This is a genomic window from Streptomyces sp. LS1784 (genome assembly GCF_020103755.1).
GTDB lineage: Bacteria > Actinomycetota > Actinomycetes > Streptomycetales > Streptomycetaceae > Kitasatospora.
The window spans coordinates 1-18,258 of the sequence record NZ_JAHSQD010000120.1 but is presented as its reverse complement, the minus strand read 5'-3'; the positions used below and the strand labels follow the sequence as shown (position 1 = coordinate 18,258).

Below are 18,258 nucleotides of genomic sequence, written 5' to 3'. Positions count from 1 at the left end.
CGCAGGCACCGGCGACGAGCGGCACCGGCTGCGGGCGTTCATCGAGCGCCACCGCGGACGGGGCGCAGCAGGCGGTGAGCGGTGGGCGAGCGGCCACAGGGCGGGGGCCGGCGTCGGGAACCGGGTCGGGTGCACGACAGCCGACGGGAGGGACGGCGGGAGACGCGCAGGCCGGGGGAGGCGAGGCCGCGGTACGCGACGGACGGCCCGCTGGCGGCGCGGGCCCGGACAGTGAGGGGGGATGTCCACCGTCCGGGCTCTCGCCCGCTGGTCCTCTTATGACCCCGAGCCGCCCCCACAAACCACCCGGCACCCGAGCAGGGCCGGCGCCCCTTCCCCGGCCGCTGGCTGGAAGTCGCTCGACGTCGCCGGCCCCAGCGCCGGTGTGTGAACGGGGCCGGCTGTGGCGAGGGCGGTTGCGGTGATGGTGCCTTGTCGCTGACAGCAGGGAGGGCCATCGGGACACGGTCCCGGTGGCCCTCCGTTACGGACTGTCCTGGCCTCAGCGGTGCGTCACGCCCCCGCGGACGGTTTCCATGGGCTCAAGCCGTGGGGCTCGGTCCGTGGAGCCTCAGGCCGTGGGCCCCAGGCGGGTCCATGGGCTCTTCGGGTCGGTCGCGTTCGGCATGTCGCCCTTGGTCCAGTACTTGGCCTTCCAGTAGTAGCCGCCGTACGACACGACCGTGCGTGTGCTGCCGCTCGGATCACCCGCGACGACCGGGGTGCCGGGCGTGGTGCCGCTGTTACGCGGCTCGGCGACGAAGTCCGGCTTGCTGTAGTCGCTGGCGGGGGCGAAGGTCCCGAGTCCGTACGACGTTCCGTGGCTGATCGAGGTGACGGCGTTGCCCTTGTCGTCGTACAGGTGCCACCACTGGCCCGGGGACATGTCGCAGTCGGTCACGGTCAGGGACGCCTGCGGACCGCCGGCGCCGAGGCACTGCTCGTGGCCGCCCGTGGTGCTCTTGATCCGGTACCAGCCCGGGAAGTCCGGCCACTCCGCCGCGACGGTCCACAGCTGATTGGCGTTGCCGTCCTGCTTCTCGACCAGGTGGGCGGTATTCCAGCCGCCGGGGTGGTCGAGGAGGTTGCCGCTGTTGACGTCCTCGATCTTGTACTTGTCCCCGGTCTGCCACAGGGTGAACGGCGCCCACGCCGGATTGTAGGTGCGTCCGGCGTCCCAGGCGTCGGCCTGGCAGCGGGCGCCGTCACCCTGCGGGGCCGCGACGGTGGTGGTGCCGCGGCTGTGGTCCTGGGTCAGGCCGTACTCCGTCCCGTTGAGCCTGATGGTGAAGTTGGCCGGTCCGGTGATCGGCAGGTAGTACTTGATGCCGATGTCGCGGGCCTTGCCCGGCGGGAGCTCCTCGCAGGTGCCGAGGGTGAGGGTGACCCGGTGGAAGTCGGCTTTCAGGCCGCCGACGTTGGGGCCGGTGCGTCCGGGCTGGACGGCGTCCGTCAGCTCCTTCCACGCCTCGTCCTTGAGCACCGGGGTCGTCGAGGTGGGGATGTCGAAGGAGATCCGGGTGCCTGTGGGCAGCGTGGCGGCGGTGTTGTTGGTGATCCGCAGCTTCGGCTGGACCGGCCACATGTCCTTGACGTCGGTGGGGTAGTCGACGAGTTCGGCGCTCACGTCGACGACCTGCTGTGGCAGCGCGGCGTCCGCCCGTTCGGCCTTGGCCGGGCCGGCCTGGCGCAGCGCGGTGTCCAGGACGGTGGTGAGGTCGTAGCCCATGCCCCACTCGCCGGAGGGACGTTTGGTGTAGTCGCCGGCGAGTTCCCAGATCATGGCGCCGCCGATGCCCTGGTCGCCGATGTACGCGGCCTTGGCCCGGATGGAGCGGTCGTCCTCGGTGGAGAGGAAGACCTTCTTGTCGGGGTTCCACAGCCAGGAGGCCTGCAGGGCGTCGCTGTACTTCTCCTGGTAGCTGCCGCGAAGTTGGACGGCTTCCTGGCCGGTGTCGAGTCCGTGGGCGGCGAGGTAGCCGGGGGTGCGGCCGTCCTGGAGGTTCTTCGCGTGCCAGAGCGGATTGGAGCCGGCCGGGACCTCGCGGCCGTTCTCGGTGTCGTGCCAGAGGTTGTCGATGCCGATGGCGCCGTCGCCGCAGGGGGCGCTGCGGCCGTTGCCCTTGCCGCCGGTTCCCGGCGGGCAGGCCTGCTGGTCGACCATCGTGGAACTGCCCCAGAGGCCGTCGGTGCCGCCGGTGACGCCCCGCCAGCCGCGGGTGTAGTAGGGGATGCCGAGGTTGATCCGGGACGGCGGCAACGCGCCGCGGTAGTAGTGGTAGGCCCAGTCGGTGTTGAAGTAGCCGTGCTTCTGGAAGTCCTTGGTGTCGGGGTTCTGGTCGTCGTAGATGCCGGCGGCCGCGAGTTCGGCGTCCTTGCCGTCGTCGTAGAGGGGGGCTTGCGGGCCGACGAAGTCGTTCCAGGATCCGTGCAGGTCGTAGGTCATGACGTTGACGAAGTCCTGGTACTTCAGCGCGGCCTGGGCCTCCTGGCCGCGGACGAGGTAGCCGGAGCCGGACACCGCGGAGGTGAGCAGGTAGTAGCGGCCCTTGGCGGCGCCGGCCCGGTCGAGGGCGCCGCGCAGGGTCTTCATCAGCGCCTCGTAGCCGGCGCCGAGCCCCTTGCGGCGGGCGTCGGCGACCGGCCAGTCCTGGGGGTTGCCGGCCTGCGGGAGCGCGGTGGGGTACTCGTAGTCGATGTCCGCGCCGTCGAAGCCGTACTGGTCGAGGAAATCCGCCACGGAGGCGGCGAAGGTGTCGATGGCCGGCTGGTTCACCGAGCCGTCGGCGCGGGTCGTCAGGGTGTAGAAGCCGGACGACTCGGCCCAGCCGCCGACCGAGATCAGGGTCTTGACCGCCGGGTGCTCCCGCTTGTAGCGGGTGAGGAGGTTGAAGTGGCCCTGGTAGGGCAGGGCAGGGTCCATCTCGGCCCCGTCCACGCCGGGCCAGGTCATCCCGGTGGCGGGGTTCCTCGGGTCGGCGGTGTCGCCGACGGAGATCCGGTCGTTCTCGACGTGCGCGAACGCGTAGTTGACGTGACTGACCTTGGACCAGGGGATGTTGTTCACCAGGTAGGGCGCGGAGCCGTCGGCCCCGGTGCGCCAGCCGGTGAAGTAGCCGACCGTCCGGCGGCTGCGGCCCTGGCCGACCCATTCCCGGCCCGATCCGTCGTAGACGTCGCAGTAGCGCGGGCTGGTGCCGTCCACCGGGGTGAGGCCGTCCGGGCGGCAGTCCCCGCTGGACGCGGGCTTGGTGCCGCGGTCGTCCGGCGCGGTGTCGACGGGCGAGCCGGCGTCCGCGGCTGCGGGGGCGTTCCCGCCGTCGGAGGCCAGGATGGAGAACTCGGCGGCGGCGGTGCTGGTCGGCACCTCACCGTCGAAGACCGTCCCGCACAGCCCCTGCCAGCCGGCGCAGATCCGCTCCGGTCCTTCGAGGACGCGGTCGTGGGTGCCACCCGGGTCCAGGGCGAGCTTCACGTACTCGTTGCCCTTGAACAGGTAGGCCGTGCCCGGATCGCGCGGGAGGCTGAACGCGGCGTCGATGTTCTCGGTGAACGATGGTGCCTTCCGGGCGAGTTCGCCGAAGTTGTCGCGGATGGGCTTAGGTCCGTTGACGACCTGGTCCTTCGTCCCGTCGATGGCGACCTTCATGCGCAGGTAGCTGTCCCCGCTGAACATGTACATCTCGTCGCGGGTGCCCGGGACCGGAAGCACCGCGTCGACCTTGGAGCGGAACGCCGCGAACTGCGGCCCGGCCAAGGGGAGGAACGCGTCCTCGACCGGCTGTGGCTGCACCACCCGCTCCACCTTGCGCAGGCCGTCCACGGGCTTGAAGCGCCAGTAGCTCGGCAGTGCGGTGGAGCTCGACGGGAGCGTGAAACCCAGGACCGTCCCCCCGCTGCTGGGCAGCGTCGTCAAGGCGTCGGAAGTCCCGCCGGGGATCTGGCCCGAGGCGATCGACGTGGCCCCGGCTTCGGCCTCCTGATGCCGGCCCGGGCCGAAGGTCATCGTCGTGGTGAGGTTGCCCTTCTGCAGTTCCACGCTCGCCAGGCCGAAGCCGCGGCTGTCCAGGGAGACTGCGGCGTCGATGCCGGACGACGACTCCAGCGCTATCAGCGTCGGCTGGCTCGGGCCGTCCACGTTGCAGGACACCTCGTCGAACACCACCACCTCCGGCGCGCGGGAGTAGAGCTGCCACGCGCAGTGCCGCCACTGGTCGGAGGGCGGCTCGGTGCCCTCCGGTCCCAGGTGGAGGATGGGATTGTTGTGATCGGTGAACACGGCGCGGTCCGTGGCGTTCCACGGGGTCCCGTTGGCGTCGAACCGCCAGAGCTGTTCCTTCGGCGGCTTGCCCTGCGCGCAGCGCGTCTGCACGAGTTCCGGACGGTCCGAGGGCCCGGTCTCGTCCGGGATCGTCGCGGACAGGCACAGTTTCGAGTGGAGGTCCATCAGCCCCGTGTACAGCAGGCCGTCCGACTCGCGGAACGGCGAGAGCTCCACGAACATCCCCGACATGGTCATCTCGCTGTCGGGATTCTCCCGGAACCGCGAGTACGTCTGGTTCTCGTACACGGGCACGACGAGCCGCCTGTCGCCCCGGTGCTGGAGCGAGTGGATCGGAGCGCGCCGGCCCTCCGCGGCCATGGGAGCGAAGAACACCGCGTCGTGGTCCCGCCTGGTGCCGTCGGTCATCCAGCCGGTGACCTCCTGCCGGACGGCCAGGACCATGGCCTCGTCGTTGGTGACCATGTAGTCGAGTTCGCGGCCCTGCACCTGGGTGGCCTCGTTCGTGCGGACCAGGTGCAGGTCACCCGCCGCGCCACCCATCTCCTGCCGGGCCTGGCGCATGGTGGTCTCGGGCGGGGTGTTGAAATCCCCCATCACCGCCCAGCTCCGGCCCTGCACGGCCGGCGCCGTGGCCACCTCCTGGAGGATCCGACCGGTGTCGTTGCGACCGCCCTGCTCGTTGTTCGCGTGGACGTTGAAGAACCAGGTGTCGCGGAACCGGACTCCCAGGACGGGGCGCTCACTCCCCTGCGGGTGCAGGAGGAGGTAGGCCTCGGGCTCCTCCTCGGTGACGAAAGCCAGAGCGCGGTTCTGCATGTCGTTGTTGGTCTGGGCGACGTAGTAGGTGCGAGGGTTCGCGCGGTCGGGGATGGCCCAGCGGAACCGGCTGAGGGTCTGGCCCTCGACGGCATCGGGATCCCACCGGGTACCGGGGCGGGTCTCCGTTCCCGGCTGCAGGAAGTCATGACCGAGCAGCGAGAAATCGTCCGGGCGCTGGTTGGGATCGTCCCAGTTGCCCACCCCGGGGTCCGTGTCGGGATGCTCCTGAAGGGCCAACACGTTGTCGCCTGTCGCCAGTAGTCGCGGTATGACGTCCCTCCAGCGCCTCCCGGTGGCCTGCATGTTCCATGTCGCCGGCCGGAACTCCCGCACCGCCGCCTTGGCGGGCTTTGCCGCCAGGACGGCCAGCAGTTCGGCGACCAGTGTGAGGACCAGCAGCGCCGGGAGGAGTCTCGCCGCGATCGGTGCGGGCCTTGGGCGCTGTGCGCGCGCGGTGTTCATGCCATCCCTCCATCGGGAGAACTACGGAGGGAGCAGTGTCATCGAAGGCGGTAGACACCCGATCAACGGCCCGTCAGCCGGCCGCGGGCCCGGTGCGGATCGTGCCGTCGGACTTTCCCATCGGGGGCGGCGGCCTGCCAGACCGCTGCTGAGGGGTGGTCACTGGCAGACGGCGACGGCAGCCAGACAGGCCGCGTCGGCGTCGCCGGCCTGCGGGGTGTCCGATTCGGGGCGCCGGCCGGGGGTGGAGACGATGCCGGGGGCGAGGAGGTCCCAGCCGGTGAAGGAGCGGGCGAACAGCTGTCCCGGATCCTCACCCACGAGCACGCGCGACGGCGCACCGAGACGCTGCGCGGCCGGCGCGAGCGCATGCAGCCGTCGGAGTACCTGCGGCTGATGCAGAACGGCCGGGCCCGGCACTTGCGGCACGAGGCCTCGCCGGCATGCTCGACACCTGCGCGGAGCAGCACCTGGTCGGCCCGCTCGGAAGGCCCGGCGGGCCAGCCAGCCCCCTCAGAATGGGGGCTCGTCGTACCAGGGGCCGGTCACCTCCTAATGATGTTGTCAAGCGGCTGATGTGACGGGGAGTGCGTGCGCGTAGCACTTCCCGTCACGGATCAGGGCCAACAGGACGTTCACTCGTCGGCGGGCCAGCGCGAGGACGGCCCGGGTGCGGCGTTTGCCCTCGGCACGCTTGCGCTCATAGAAGCGGCGGGACGCCTCGCAGCTGCGGATGCTGATCAGCGCGGAGGTGTAGAAGACGCACTGGAGGCCGCGGTGGTAGCGGCGGGACCTGTGCAGGTTGCCGCTGACGTGGCCGGAGTCGCGCGGGACCGGCGCGACTCCGGCCAGGCTGGCCAGGTGGTCCGAGCTGCCGTAGCGGCTCATGTCGCCGGCGGTGGCGGCCAGGAACTCGGCGCCCAGCAGTGGGCCGATGCCGGGCATGCTGGCGATCACCTCCGCGAGTCGGTGTTCGCGAAACCGGGCCGCAATGAGCTTGTCGATCTCGGCGATCTGTTCGTTGAGGCCCATCACCTCCTTGGCCAGGGTGTGGACGACCTGCGCGACGATCTTCTCCCCGGAGACGGTGGTGTGCTGGCGCTCGGCCGCCTCCGTGGCGGCCTGGGCCAGGGCCTCGGCGCCGCGGACCTTGCGGTTGCGAAGCCAGGTCGTCAGCCGGGTGCGGCCGGTGCGCCGCAGCGCGGCGGGGGTCTGGTAGCCGGTCAGCAGGATCAGCGGCCCCTGGTTGTCCAGGTCAAGGGATCGTTCCAACGCGGGGAAGATGCCGGTGAGTTGGCCGCGCAGGCGGTTGATCCGGCGGGTGCGGGCGGCGCTCGGGTCTGCCCGCCGTCCGGTGAGTATCCGCAGCTCGACGGCGTGCTCGTCGTCCGGCCGCAGCACCGTGAGGTCGCGGCGTATGTGGGCCTGGTCCGGCGATGACAGTGGCGTCCTTGGCGTCGGTCTTACCACCTCCCCGGTAGCCGGCCGAGGCCCGGTTGACCGCCAGGCCGGGTATGTAGACGAGCCGCTGGCCGTGGCCCAGCAGGATGTTGATCCACAGGGCGGCCATGCCGTCCGCGACGTCCACCGCCCAGACCACGTCCTCGTCCAGCGCGAGAACGTCGGCGAGCAGCGCCGGCAGTTCCGGTTCGTCGTTCAGTACACGACGCGACAACAGTCGCCCGCCCTCGGCGTCCAGCACCACGCAGTGGTGGTGGGTCTTGCCGATGTCCGTGCCCGCCCAGATCCGGGCCACCCGTGCGCGTGTTCACCGCCGTCGAGGAACAGGTCCGCCAAGGCCTCGCCGCTGGCCGCCGGCACCTGGCCGAGGCCGAGATGCAGCGGGCCGCCCGAGCCCGCCGCCGCAGGCACACCGCCCCGTAGACCCGCGCCTTGTGTCCGAGCGTCCGGGAACGGAGCGCAGGCGGCCGGGTCCCGGGGAAGCAGGGCGGTGTTCCGCGGGGCCCGGCCGGTGGGAGGCCAGCCGTGCCGGGGTGGCGTGGCGCGGCTGCTCTGCTCAGCGGCCCGGTGGTGCTGGGGTGGGGCCGCCGTGCCGGGAACGCTCGACCGCGAAAGCCGAAGTGAGAAGTGCTCTGACCTGGGATTTTTCCATCCCCCCTCAAACCACACTGCCCGGGGGCACCGTCATGGGCCAGCACGACGGCCTGTCCAAGGACGGCATCCAGGCCGTCGCCACGATGTACACGTAGCCGGCTGTCCGAGGCCCGGTCCAGCCATTGGTGGAGAAGACCCGCCGTGTCCGCCGTGTTCGCCGGTCACGGTCCTGAATCACCAGCGGCGCCGGCCGGGGCCACAGCCCCGGCCGGTGCGGGGTTGTCAAGCCGTGGCCTGCCCGACCCCGGGGCGCTGGTTCTTGGCGTCGACGACCGCGCGGGTGACGATGGTCGTGCGCTCCACGACGGTGCCGGGCTTGACGCCGTTGACCTCCCGGATCTGCACGCCGCGGCTGCCGAGGTACTGGTGGCTCTCCCGGTCGAAGATCCACTCCGACCGCTCGCCGGTCTGCGGGTCCAGACGCGCCAGCGCAATCCCGTCGCGGCCGGAGGCGTCCTGCGCGTGCTCGACCACCACGACGCCCGGGATCTTGCCGGCCGCCTCGTAGAGCGCGGCGGCGAGGCCGGCGGGCACGAGCTGCTCGCGGATGACGGAGCCGATCTCGTTGAACGCCTGCTGGTCACGGTCCCGGGTGCCGTTCACCGTCGAGTAGGCGAACTTCAGCAGCGCGTCGGGGTCGGCAGGTTGGGCCGCGAGCCACGTGTAGGTCTGCTGCTTGCGGGGATCGTTGTTGTCCAGCGTGATGCCGCCCTTGTCCTGGTAGCCCGGCTCGTCCAGCCAGCCCTTGGTGCCGTCGGGGGACTTCCACACCTCGCGGTCGTGCAGCGGCTGGACCCAGGTGGCGGACTCCCCGGTGTCCCCGTTGAAACTGGAGGCCATGAAGGAGACCCGGCTCTTGATGTAGATGTACTGACCCGGTCCGGGCTGGGGCGTGGCGTTCGCCGTCGCGGCGGCAGCGATCTCGCGAACTGTCGAGGCGAGCTGGACGGTGCTCCCCTCCTCAATCTGCACGACGGGCGCCTTGACCAGCTTCGGGGAGGCGGCGGCGTCGGGGCCGGCCGGGCTGCCCAATGAGACGACCAGGGCAAGGGCCGCGGCCGCGGCGACCGGCGCCGCGATCAGGGCGGCGCGGCGCAGCGGGCGCCGTGTCGGGGAGGGCGCGGGGGTGTGGTCGGACTGGTGGATCTCGTTCATCAGGTGGTCCTCGAGCAGGTGCTGGCGGTCGGCCGCCAGGCGGGGGTCGGCCGGCGCGGGCAGGAGGCGGGCCAGTTCCGCGTGGTCGAGCGGTTCGTTGCGCCGCCGCGGGTTGCGGATCATCGGTGCGTCTCCTTGTGCGGCCGGGCCGCGGTGTCGCGGCTGCTCTGTGTTTGTCCGGGGGTCGGGAGGGGTTCCGCGTTCTTCTTCGCGGCGCGCAGTTCCTCGTCCGCGAGTTTGCGCAGTCGGGTGCGTGCGCGGGACAGGCGCGAGCGCACGGTGCCGACGGGCACGCCGAGGGTGGTTGCCGCTTCGGCGTAGCCGAGCCCGGACCAGACGCACAACGCGAAGACCTCGCGTTCCGAGCGCCGCAGGCGCGCCAGGGCTTTGCGGGCGGCCGCGAGTTCCTCGGAGTCGGCCATGCGGCCGACGAGTTCGTCGGCGAAGTCGGGGACCACATCGGCGGCGGGTACACGGGACATTGCCGCGCTGTGGCGGCGGGCGGCGCGCGTCGTGTTGCGCAGCACGTTCACGGCGATGCCCATCAGCCAGGGGCGTGGGCTGTCGCCCTCGTCGCGGAGCTTCCCGCGCAGGCGCCAGGCCTCCAGGAAGGTCAGCGAGACCACGTCCTCGGCCAGGGCCCAGTTCCCGGTCACGCGCACGGCGTGGCGGTACACCAGGGAGGAGTGGTCCCGGAACAGGTCGCGGAACGCTTCGGGATTCCCGGCCCGCAGCCGGGAGTGTGGATGGTTCACGTCATGCCTTGTCCGAGCAGGAACACCGGTTCCCGTGACACAGGTCACCGGCCGAGGCCGGTGAGGGTGCGTGTGAGGCTCGGCTCAGAAGCCCGGATGCCACAGACCGACACCCCCTCACCGCGGGAAACACCCGCTAAAGAGGGCCTGAGCTGCCGGGCTTCGGCCGGCAGAAGGCACACGACCACGCCGGACAGCCTCCACGCCCACGTCACCGAGCTCGGGCTCGGTCAGGTGCAGGTGATCGACACCACCAGCAACACCATCACCGACACCGGGCCGTTCGGTATCGCGATCACCCCGGTCCCCGCAGGGCCAGCCCTGACCATCACCAAGACCCACACTGGGAACTTCATCCCGGGCAGAACGGACACCTACACCATCACCGTCGGCAACAACGGGACCGCCCCGACCAACGTCACCACCGTCACCATGAAGGACACCCTCCCTGCCGGACTCACCGCCACCAGCATCACCGGCAGGGGATGGCGCTGCGTCCAGCGCACCCTGACCTGCACCCGCAGCGACGTCCTCAACCCCGGAAACACCTACCCGCCCCATCACGCTGCGCGTCCGCGTCGCCCGCACCGCCACCGCCACCGCCACCGCCCCCACCACCATCGACCCCTGCGACGACCACCACCACCGGTGACCACACCACCCCCGGCCACCGGCCCGTACGGCCGGCATAGCTGAACAACCGGACGCTTCCCGGGCATCCACGCTCGACCCCAACGAGCGTGGATGCCCGCATATCGAGGCCGCTCACCACGAACCACGCCTCGGCCCCGCCGGGCGGTGGCAAGCCTCCCCTGCATCCGAAAGCGGGGAGGCGACCCAGTAGTTCCGGCCGGGATCGGCCGCCGGTTCCAGTGCCGCACTTGAGAGCGCCGTTCGTCGTCGGCCCGGCAAGCGACCCGGCCGGGAACCTCGCCACCGCACCGGCCTCCCAGTCCACCGGACCCGCCACAGCAGCCGCCGTCTTCGCCGCCGTCTTCCGCACCCGCGACACCACGCCAGCGACAGCGTGGGACAACGCGCTACGCCCGGCCACAGCCGGTGCGGCGTCCGCGCAGGCGGCCTGACGGGGCGCAGCGACCGAAGCGACCGAGGCAGCGGGCTCGGCCGGGGTCTGCGGGGCGGGCTGCTGCGCCGAGGCCGCTCAAGCTCCGCGCCTGTTCTGCGGACGACGGTGGCCACAGGCGCGCCGGGTCGGCATGCCCCGGTGCGGGGCCGGGGTGGGTCAGGGGTTGGTGGTGGTACGGGCCCGTACGGCCAGCAGGGCGAGGTTCCCGGCTGCGGCGGCGGGGCGGAAGTCGAAGACACTGGTGAACGGTCCGGTCACCAGCAGCAGGACTTCGTGCGCGCGCAGCGCCCGCCACCACTCGAGCCCGGCCGCGAGTTCCCCCTCGAACCAGGCCTCACCGTCGGGCCGACGCACCGTCAGGCACGACGGGGACGCGGTGGCGGACCAGTCCGGGGCCGGATCCCGTTCCAGGACGCCCGCGTCGCGGGCCCACCCCTCCCCCGCCGCCACCGGGCGTCTTGCCGCGTCGGGCACCACCAGCACCGGACACCGGCCCGGCACCAGCTCCGGCCACGCCCTGCCCACCAGCCCCGTACCGGCCATGATCTCCACGCAACACCCCCTGCCCCACCACGCATCCCGGCACACCCCACCGCCTTGTGCCGGACCCCAGCCCAGCATCCCCCCGTCCCCGGCCCCGGTGCGGGCCGCGTCACCGACCGACAGAACCGAACACAAGGCGCGCGGTAGCACCAACCTCCTCCCAGTCCGGTCTGCAGGTGGAAGGATTCCGATGAACAAGATGACCAAGCGGCCGGTGTCGGTCAGTGCGTGCACGGCTTCGAACAACCGCCGCGCGTGTCGGACGGCCAGGCCGTCCGCATCCCCGGTATCGCTACCCGCTGGCTTGGCGGGCTCCGACCCGGCGGGGCCAGGGGCGGTGAGCGCTTCGGGCAGGCAGCCCGGTGGACGGCGGCGATGTCCTGAACGCGCCGGGACAGGCCCTGCCAGGGGTGGAAGCGGTCGCTGACCTGGACTGCGTCGGGGGCGCCGTCGGCGATGCCCTGCCGATAGGTGAGTGATCCGTCACGACAGGCGACCTCGACGCCGGGGTGCTCTCGCAACCAGCGACTCAGGTGTTCGGCGTCCCTGCCTTCCCAGAGCGTCAGCGGGAGCCGTGTCGTGGCGTCGACCAGGAGGGTGCCGTAGGTGTCACCGTAGAGCGCGAAGTCGTCCACCCCCAGCACCCGGGGTGTGACCAGCGGCGGCAGTGGCACCCGCATCAGCTGGGAGAGCACGCTGGACCGTGAGAGCGCGACATTGAGGATGCTCAGCATCCGGGCCCCGCCCCAGCCGGCCGGCACGACACCGACCGCCTCGACCATGCGCTGCAACAGCGGGGTCTGCCGCTGGTAGCGCACCGTCAGCCCTGGTACCTGTTCGGCGAAGGTCACCTTGGGGCAGGCCGGGTTTTCACAGTAGAGGCGACGCACGCTCAAGTCGATCCGCACCGGCCTGCTTCCGACCGTCACGTCGGCCGGCTGCCGTACGTACCGGCTGTGGATCCACTCGCTCACGGCCCCGCATCCCGTACACGCTGCTGGGTCCCGGGACCGTGTACGGGCCTGGACCACCACGACGGGACCGGACCCATCGACCGAGGTCACAATCACGTCCGCCAAGTGCGGGAACAGCGAAGCCAGTTCAGTCGAGCACCATCAGTAGCTGCCCACTGCCGGGACGAGATGATCTCCGGCTACGAAAATCTTGCCAGAGCCGTAGACGTGCCCAGCCACGCACGGATGAACGTGCTCACTTCTTGATGTACTGATTACCGCGCTCGGGCTGTCCGCGACCCCTTGGAGCGCGCTCAGGCCTGTGTCGGCCCTCTGTGTGTGGTCTGGACGTGAGCGCGCGTGCTCGGTGGTCAGCGCATGAGGACGCGCAGCAGCCGTACGTAGCGGCTCCAGTGAGCCGGGCGGGTCACCGCGCCGGAACAGGCCAGTTCGGCGCGGTCCAGGCTGTCCTCCAGGCAGGCGTCGTGGAGGGGGCGGAAGATGAGCGGCCAGGTGAGGCGTGCCGGGCCGCGGGCGGCCATGGCGAGGGTATGGCGCAGTAGCGTGTGCTCCTCGTCGACGGCCAGGGCGGTGTATTCGTGGAATCCGTGGAAGCCGCGCGGCCCGCTGAAGGTGAAGCGCACCCATTGCGAGGGGACGTGTGCGGTGACGGTGTAGCGGACCGGGCCGTGCCCGCCGACCGCGTCGGCCGCCAGGGGGCGGTCGAACGCCATCGGCGGCCAGCTGCCGTGCGGCCAGAGCTTGTCGTCGCTGCTCGCCAGGGTGTCTATGAGCGCTCCCACCTCGCTTCGCTTCGCGGCCAGCAGGCGCTCGTGCACGTTGTAGACGCCCATGCGTCCTCCTCGGATTCTTTTTAGAGGTGCATCTCTAATATTGTGGAGAGTACTCTCTAGTTCATGGCAAGACCACCCCGCTTCGATGTGCAGCAGCTCCTCGACGCCGCCGTGCGACTGGCCGCCGCAGGGGGCCCGGCCGCGGTGACGATGTCCGCGGTCGCCATGGAGGTGGGCGCCCCGAGCGGTTCGGTGTACCACCGGTTCGCCGGACGACCCGCGCTGCTCGCCGAGGTGTGGCTGCGGACGGTGGAGAGCTTCCAGGACGGCTACTTCAAGGCCCTCGAAGCAGGCGTCGACGCGCGGCAGGCGGGGTGTGCGGCGGCACGCCATGTCGTCGCCTGGAGCCGCGCCCATCCGCAGGAGGCCGCTCTCCTCCTCTACGGCGCCGAGGACTTCGGGCGCGCCGACTGGCCCGAGGAACACCTCCAGCGGGCGGACCGCGGCAACCAGCGCGTGCGCGCCTCCCTCGCCTCCCTCGCCACTGCCCTGGGCGCCGAAGGCCAGCAGGACACCGAGCGAGTCGCACTCGCCGTGGTCGACCTGCCCCTCTCACTGGTCCGCCGCCACCTCCGGACCGGCGACCCCCTCCCCGCCCACGCCGAAGATCTCGCCGAGGAGTGCACCGCCGCACTGCTCGCCTCGCTTCCTACAGCGTCGGCGGCTGTGCCAACAGCTCCAGCCACAGGCTGAAGAACTGTCCGCGTGGCCATCGAGCGGGACAGCAGGGGCGCCTGACGACCGAGCACATTCATCCGTGTTGGTGGGAGGACACGTACACCGACCCGGAGGATCCCGCCTTGGCCCATCGCCGTCCGTGAGCCTCGATCCCCGGCCGGACGCTTGCACGGCGCCTGCCAGACCTGGAGGCGCTGCGCCCGAGACCAAGGGCCCGCTCCCGGGCACAGCGGGCCATACAGGGGTCGCGGGAGGCCGCAGGCGGGCATTGCGGTCCCGGACCGGGCGGTGGGCGCCCGGTCCGCTGGGGGTGGTGCGGACGGCTGCGCCGGACGCACATCTGATCACCAGGTCCCGGCAGGGTGGAACCCCCGCCGTCCGAACCGTCACCCGGAACCGCACTCGCCCCACCCAGCAAACTCAGGGAGAGGGAACACACAGAGGGGGTTGTCTGACCTTCCGGCGGCCCGGAAACCGGGCCTGAGCTGCGGAAATGCTCGGCGGCGGGCGGAGGCGGCGGGGTACCTGCGGTGGTAGCTGCGGGAGCTCCTGCGGTGGCGTCTACGGGGGCACCTGCGGTGGTACCTGCGTGCGGTCGGCGCGGCACGCAGGGCCGCGGTCGGCCGGTCTTGCACCGGCGGTTCGGCGACCGGGTGACGAATCCGGGGACGGCGGCATTGGACCGGAGGTGAGCAGCACTTCCTCGTCCCGCGCGCGACGCGGCCTTGGGCTGGGGCCGGGCGCCGACCTGCAGGGCCTGGTTGCAGCGGGGGTCGTCGCCCTCGCCGCGGCGGGCCTCTTCCAGGTGCTCCAGGTAGCGGGCGGCGCTGCGCTGGACGGCCGGCGTCGCGCATCGGGGCCTGGTTCACCCCGGTCGTCCTGCTCTGGTTCCCCTGGCAGCTGATGGTGGACTGCTGGAGGGCGAGCGCGCCGCTGGACGCGGAGGGAAGGCGGCGCACGCCGTCGGAGAAGGTCCTCGTCGTGTGGTGGTCCACCTGGATCGGCTCTCTGATCGTCGCCCGGATCGCAGGCGCCATGGGTCGCGTGGACCCGTTGGTCCCTGGTGACCTCGAGAGTCTGCGCAACGCCATCCGGGTGGAGGCCGCCGGGTCGGCACTGCGGTTGGTGGCGGCGGTCGCGGCGATCGTGGTGGTCAACCGCCTGACCGCCATGCAGCAGGCGCGCCGAGCCGACGTCAACCCGCTCGCGGCCCAAGCCGCCCAGGCCGCCCAAGCCCAGGCCCAGGCCCTGGTGCAGTCTCCGGCTGCCGCGGCAGCTCCCGCCACCACGCACGCGTCCGCCGAGGCGCCGCGTGACGCCGGGCCGGAGAGCCAGCCTCCGGCCTGACGCTGCACGGCCTGGCCGAGGGCCTGGACCACTACCAGGTCCGCCACTGGACCGCCTGGCACCGGCACATCACCCTGGCCATGCTCGCCCTGGCCTTCCTGGCGGCCCTCGCCGCCGACGCAACGCCGGCAAGGACCGCACAACCGAACCGACCCGCCCGAAGCACCGACCCGATCGACCTGACCGTCCCCGAGATCCGCCACCTGCTCGGCGCCTTCCTGGTTCCACAGGCCACGTCCCCGCACAGCCTGCTGACCTGGTCAAACTGGCGCAGGCTCCACCAAGCAACCGCCCGCCGCAGCCACTACCGACGACGCCTCGCCAAGCCCTCAACCGGATAGATCACGAAGTCACACTGGAGTATTAGTCCCAGTCCTGCAGCTGCTGGAGCAGGTCGGCGTCGCCCTCCATCCGCAGCGAGCCGGCCGGGATGCGCATGTACATGAGCAGGGCCATCTCGCTCGCCGTGCCGTAGATGGCGGCGGTGGGCTTGCTCTCGGCGGCCTCCGCCGCGGTGAGGCGGGTGAAGCGGGAACCGGCGGCGTCCACCGTCTGGCGCCAGGAGCCAGCCTCGGCTGCGTGGTAGTCCATGGTGGCGGGCTCACCCGGCCACGGGACCGTGACGGTGCAGACGGTGGCGAGGAACTCCTCGATGGCGTCGACCGCCTCGGTCGTCGGCAGCTCCTGCGGGGTACCGGAGGCCAGTTGGGCGTCGTAGGTGTGGATCAGCGACTCCGGGACGCGGCGGCGGGCCACGGCGGCCACCGTGTGCGGCGAGGCCAGCGGCTCCCACCAGGCCCAGCAGCCCCGGTCCGGGCCGGCCTCGCGCAGAGCAGTAAGCAGCTGCTCCGTCGAGTCGGCCAGCCAGGTTATGAGGGCCTCGCGCTCCCTGGGCGCCGCCAGCCCGTCCTTGCTCGGCCGCTCGTCGCCCGGCGCGGTGTTCAGCACGATGTAGGCCCAGAAGCGGTCCCCCTCGCTGAGGTGGTTCGCCAGGTCGTACAGCGTCCAGCCCGGGCAGGACGGGACGTCGGCGTCGAGGCTGGGGGCCGCGGCGACGGCGGCGCGGAACGCGGCGGACCGTTCGTCAATCATTCGCAGCAGGGTGGGGAAGTAGAGATGCTCAGTCACGCAGACCTTGTATCACCCGGACCGGGACTCTCACACTCGATTAAAACCGACCGGCAAATGGATCACTTGAGGCGTCGGGTGGTGGGGCGGCCGTCCCAGCGGTAGCGGCTCGTCGAGCGTCGGATGAGCATGCGGAGCGTGACGAGAGTGGCGGCGAGGTAGAGATAGAAGTCCACGACCTCGCCGCTCCTCTCGGTACAGCGACGGAGCCTTCCGTAGCCGTTCATCCACGCTCGACTTTTGACGTTCTGGCGGGTCTGGGTGATCAGGCTGCGCTGGCTGCGGCCCATGCCTGCTGGACGGCGCGGATTTCCTCATCTGTGGGTCTGCCTGGGCTGTTGGGCGTAAATCGGGCGGCGATGATGACCCGGCGGAGCTTGGCGACCATGTCGGACAGGGACGGGTCGGCCTTGGTGGTGTACCAGGGGGCACGTTCGCGGTGCTCGGCGGCGTCGGCGGGATGGTGGCCGTGCAGCGCGTACCAGACCACGGTGATCGTGTAGCAGTACAGGCTGAACGGGACAGTGCGTTCGACCGCGTGGCGGGTGCGGCGTTGGGCCTGGCCGGCACCTAAGAGGTCGCGGGCCTCGGCGCAGGTGACCTCGATCGGCCAGCACCACGCGTACCGGGTGACCAAATCCGGCAGTGGCGTGTCCAGGTCGGTGGTGACCAGGGCCAGGTCGTAGCCGCTGACGGTGTCCTCGTCGCGCAGGAGCACGATCCGGACGGTGCGGGTGTGGAACGAGCCGTACCACAGGCAGGTCGTCGCGGTCAGGTGGACGGTCTCGGTGCGCTGGTAGCGCGTGACCGTGGCGGTGGTGAAGTCAGCGGTGTCGGCCAGGTCCTTGGCGGTGCCCAGCCGCTGGCCCTTCAGGGCGGGTCGGCCGCGGCGCCCGGTGGGTGGTGGGGCCAGGTCGTACAGCACCGCCGAGGCGGGAAGCCGAGTGGTGAACGTGCAGGTCGTGGGCAGAGCGCGGAGCGCCTTGCCGTGGTAGGCGGCGTCCGCGACGACGTGGATGTGCCGTCCGTAGTGGCAGGCGGCCAGCAGGCGGATCATGGACGCGGCGAGGCCGGCCTTGGACTGCTCCTGTTGCGGGCGCCACAGCCGGGCCATCACCGGCAGGCACACCGGCCGTGCCAGGAACGGCAGTTGAACCACGATGCCGACCACCACGAAGCAGGTTCCGCGCCCGACCGGTCTGGAAGCCCTGGCCGCGCCGTCGTGCTGCCAGGCCGCGCCGAACACCTTCTTTCCGCGCCGCTTGAACAGCGTGTCGTCCACCGTCACGGTCAGCACCGCGCCCTCGGACAGCAGGCGGCGAACGACCAGATGGGACAGGGCAATGCCCAGGAGGTCCGGCTTCCAGGTCACGCGGGAGAAGAAGGCGTGGGCGCGGTCGTGGGACCAGGTGCGCGTCAACCCCGCGCCGAGGAGTATCCCGGTCACCGTGCACCGCCCCGTCTGCGCGATCAGCCCCCGTGACCAGCGCAGCGAAGGTTTGGAAGGTCGGCGCGGTGAAGCAACCACGCACCAACTCCAACACGGCGAGCAGCGAAGCGGGTACGGTCGGATCCGGAAGTATCGGCGGGTCCCTCACAGCAGGCGACGCAAGCACCGCCGATGCTTCTCCGCTGTCGCCAGCCAAAGCGGCCAGATGACGCCACATCACCCACCCGAGCGACCCACACGACGATCAACAAAAACGTCAAAAGTCGAGGGAGTTTCAGGTAGTCGAAAACGTCGAGGCCGTCGATCCGGTGGGTGCCGTCCGACCGCTCCAGCGTCAAGCCGCCGGCATCGCTGCTGCCGCCGGCCCGGTAGCGCACCGTCTCTCCGGCCGGTCCCCCGCCGGGTGCGAGGTAGCTGAAGCGCCCGGTGTCCGGGCCGGGGGCGGAGCTGTCCAGCCAGACCAGCGGCCGTCCCGGCTCGCGAAGCGCCTCCGCCACTGCCGCGCCCGGCAGTGCGTAGGGCGCGTCGGCCACCCGCATCAGGGGCCGCGGCCGCTCGCCCCAAGGGGCGGGCAGGAATCCCGATCCGGACACCGGGGCAGGAGCGGCGGACGCCACCGCCGGTCCT

At 71.3% G+C, this 18,258-nt stretch carries 16 protein-coding genes and 3 pseudogenes; 7 read left to right on the top strand and 12 right to left on the bottom strand.

Annotated elements, in window-relative coordinates; all coding sequences use genetic code 11:
- Positions 1 to 571: 571 nt before the first annotated feature.
- From KS423_RS16645 to KS423_RS16635, 3 genes and pseudogenes are all read right to left on the bottom strand, one after another.
- The gene (locus tag KS423_RS16645) at positions 572 to 5,566 is read right to left on the bottom strand and encodes a glycosyl hydrolase family 18 protein (RefSeq protein ID WP_224280006.1); all 4,995 of its coding nucleotides are present in this window, start codon (positions 5,564 to 5,566) and stop codon (positions 572 to 574) included.
- Between the two features lie 159 nt (positions 5,567 to 5,725).
- A complete protein-coding gene (locus KS423_RS16640) occupies positions 5,726 to 5,893 on the bottom strand; it encodes an SAM-dependent methyltransferase (RefSeq protein WP_224280004.1) in 168 nt (55 codons plus the stop codon).
- A gap of 237 nt (positions 5,894 to 6,130) precedes the next feature.
- Positions 6,131 to 7,322 (bottom strand): annotated as a pseudogene (locus KS423_RS16635) (IS110 family transposase).
- Between the two features lie 2 nt (positions 7,323 to 7,324).
- On the opposite strand from KS423_RS16635, the gene KS423_RS47380 reads away from it, so the two are divergent.
- The gene (locus KS423_RS47380; protein ID WP_263454917.1) at positions 7,325 to 7,450 is read left to right on the top strand and encodes a hypothetical protein; all 126 of its coding nucleotides are present in this window, start codon (positions 7,325 to 7,327) and stop codon (positions 7,448 to 7,450) included.
- A 197-nt stretch (positions 7,451 to 7,647) separates the two neighbouring features.
- Complete coding sequence (locus tag KS423_RS47375) at positions 7,648 to 7,776, top strand: hypothetical protein (protein ID WP_263454916.1); 129 nt, start codon at positions 7,648 to 7,650, stop codon at positions 7,774 to 7,776.
- A gap of 127 nt (positions 7,777 to 7,903) precedes the next feature.
- Here the strand turns inward: KS423_RS47375 and KS423_RS16630 are convergent, their stop codons facing one another.
- Both KS423_RS16630 and KS423_RS16625 read right to left on the bottom strand, forming a co-directional pair.
- Positions 7,904 to 8,959, bottom strand: coding sequence for a CU044_5270 family protein (locus tag KS423_RS16630; RefSeq protein WP_224280002.1), 1,056 nt, complete (start codon positions 8,957 to 8,959; stop codon positions 7,904 to 7,906).
- Positions 8,956 to 9,591, bottom strand: coding sequence for an RNA polymerase sigma factor (locus KS423_RS16625; RefSeq protein ID WP_224280000.1), 636 nt, complete (start codon positions 9,589 to 9,591; stop codon positions 8,956 to 8,958). Before KS423_RS16625 ends, KS423_RS16630 begins: the two co-directional genes overlap by 4 nt.
- A 96-nt stretch (positions 9,592 to 9,687) precedes the next feature.
- Here KS423_RS16625 and KS423_RS16620 point away from each other — a divergent pair, with 96 nt between their 5' ends.
- Complete coding sequence (locus KS423_RS16620) at positions 9,688 to 10,287, top strand: DUF11 domain-containing protein (RefSeq protein WP_224279998.1); 600 nt, start codon at positions 9,688 to 9,690, stop codon at positions 10,285 to 10,287.
- 185 nt (positions 10,288 to 10,472) lie between these two features.
- Complete coding sequence (locus tag KS423_RS16615; protein ID WP_224279996.1) at positions 10,473 to 10,676, top strand: hypothetical protein; 204 nt, start codon at positions 10,473 to 10,475, stop codon at positions 10,674 to 10,676.
- A gap of 158 nt (positions 10,677 to 10,834) precedes the next feature.
- Here KS423_RS16615 and KS423_RS16610 read toward each other — a convergent pair whose 3' ends face one another.
- The 3 genes from KS423_RS16610 to KS423_RS16600 form a co-directional block, all read right to left on the bottom strand.
- The gene (locus KS423_RS16610) at positions 10,835 to 11,221 is read right to left on the bottom strand and encodes a hypothetical protein (RefSeq protein WP_224280012.1); all 387 of its coding nucleotides are present in this window, start codon (positions 11,219 to 11,221) and stop codon (positions 10,835 to 10,837) included.
- A gap of 221 nt (positions 11,222 to 11,442) precedes the next feature.
- Complete coding sequence (locus KS423_RS16605) at positions 11,443 to 12,195, bottom strand: transposase (RefSeq protein ID WP_308020202.1); 753 nt, start codon at positions 12,193 to 12,195, stop codon at positions 11,443 to 11,445.
- A gap of 350 nt (positions 12,196 to 12,545) precedes the next feature.
- A complete protein-coding gene (locus KS423_RS16600; protein ID WP_224279994.1) occupies positions 12,546 to 13,028 on the bottom strand; it encodes an SRPBCC family protein in 483 nt (160 codons plus the stop codon).
- 63 nt (positions 13,029 to 13,091) lie between these two features.
- On the opposite strand from KS423_RS16600, the gene KS423_RS16595 reads away from it, so the two are divergent.
- The 3 genes from KS423_RS16595 to KS423_RS16585 all read left to right on the top strand — a co-directional run bounded on the left by KS423_RS16595 (position 13,092) and on the right by KS423_RS16585 (position 15,394).
- On the top strand, positions 13,092 to 13,721 hold the full coding sequence (locus KS423_RS16595; protein ID WP_224279992.1) for a TetR/AcrR family transcriptional regulator: 630 nt from the start codon (positions 13,092 to 13,094) through the stop codon (positions 13,719 to 13,721).
- A gap of 645 nt (positions 13,722 to 14,366) precedes the next feature.
- Positions 14,367 to 15,053, top strand: a complete 687-nt coding sequence (locus KS423_RS16590; protein ID WP_224280008.1) for a DUF4328 domain-containing protein — start codon at positions 14,367 to 14,369, stop codon at positions 15,051 to 15,053.
- Positions 15,054 to 15,133: 80 nt separating this feature from the next.
- Positions 15,134 to 15,394, top strand: a complete 261-nt coding sequence (locus tag KS423_RS16585; RefSeq protein ID WP_374119966.1) for a hypothetical protein — start codon at positions 15,134 to 15,136, stop codon at positions 15,392 to 15,394.
- A gap of 22 nt (positions 15,395 to 15,416) precedes the next feature.
- Here KS423_RS16585 and KS423_RS16580 read toward each other — a convergent pair whose 3' ends face one another.
- From KS423_RS16580 to KS423_RS16565, 4 genes and pseudogenes are all read right to left on the bottom strand, one after another.
- Positions 15,417 to 16,181: a maleylpyruvate isomerase family mycothiol-dependent enzyme gene (locus KS423_RS16580; RefSeq protein ID WP_224279990.1), complete on the bottom strand. Its 765-nt coding sequence runs from the start codon at positions 16,179 to 16,181 to the stop codon at positions 15,417 to 15,419.
- Positions 16,182 to 16,243: 62 nt separating this feature from the next.
- A pseudogene (locus KS423_RS16575) lies at positions 16,244 to 16,423 on the bottom strand (IS5/IS1182 family transposase); the annotation flags it as partial.
- 23 nt (positions 16,424 to 16,446) lie between these two features.
- A complete protein-coding gene (locus tag KS423_RS16570; RefSeq protein WP_308020201.1) occupies positions 16,447 to 17,628 on the bottom strand; it encodes a transposase in 1,182 nt (393 codons plus the stop codon).
- Positions 17,629 to 17,651: 23 nt separating this feature from the next.
- Positions 17,652 to 18,258, bottom strand: a pseudogene (locus KS423_RS16565) (hypothetical protein); the annotation flags it as partial.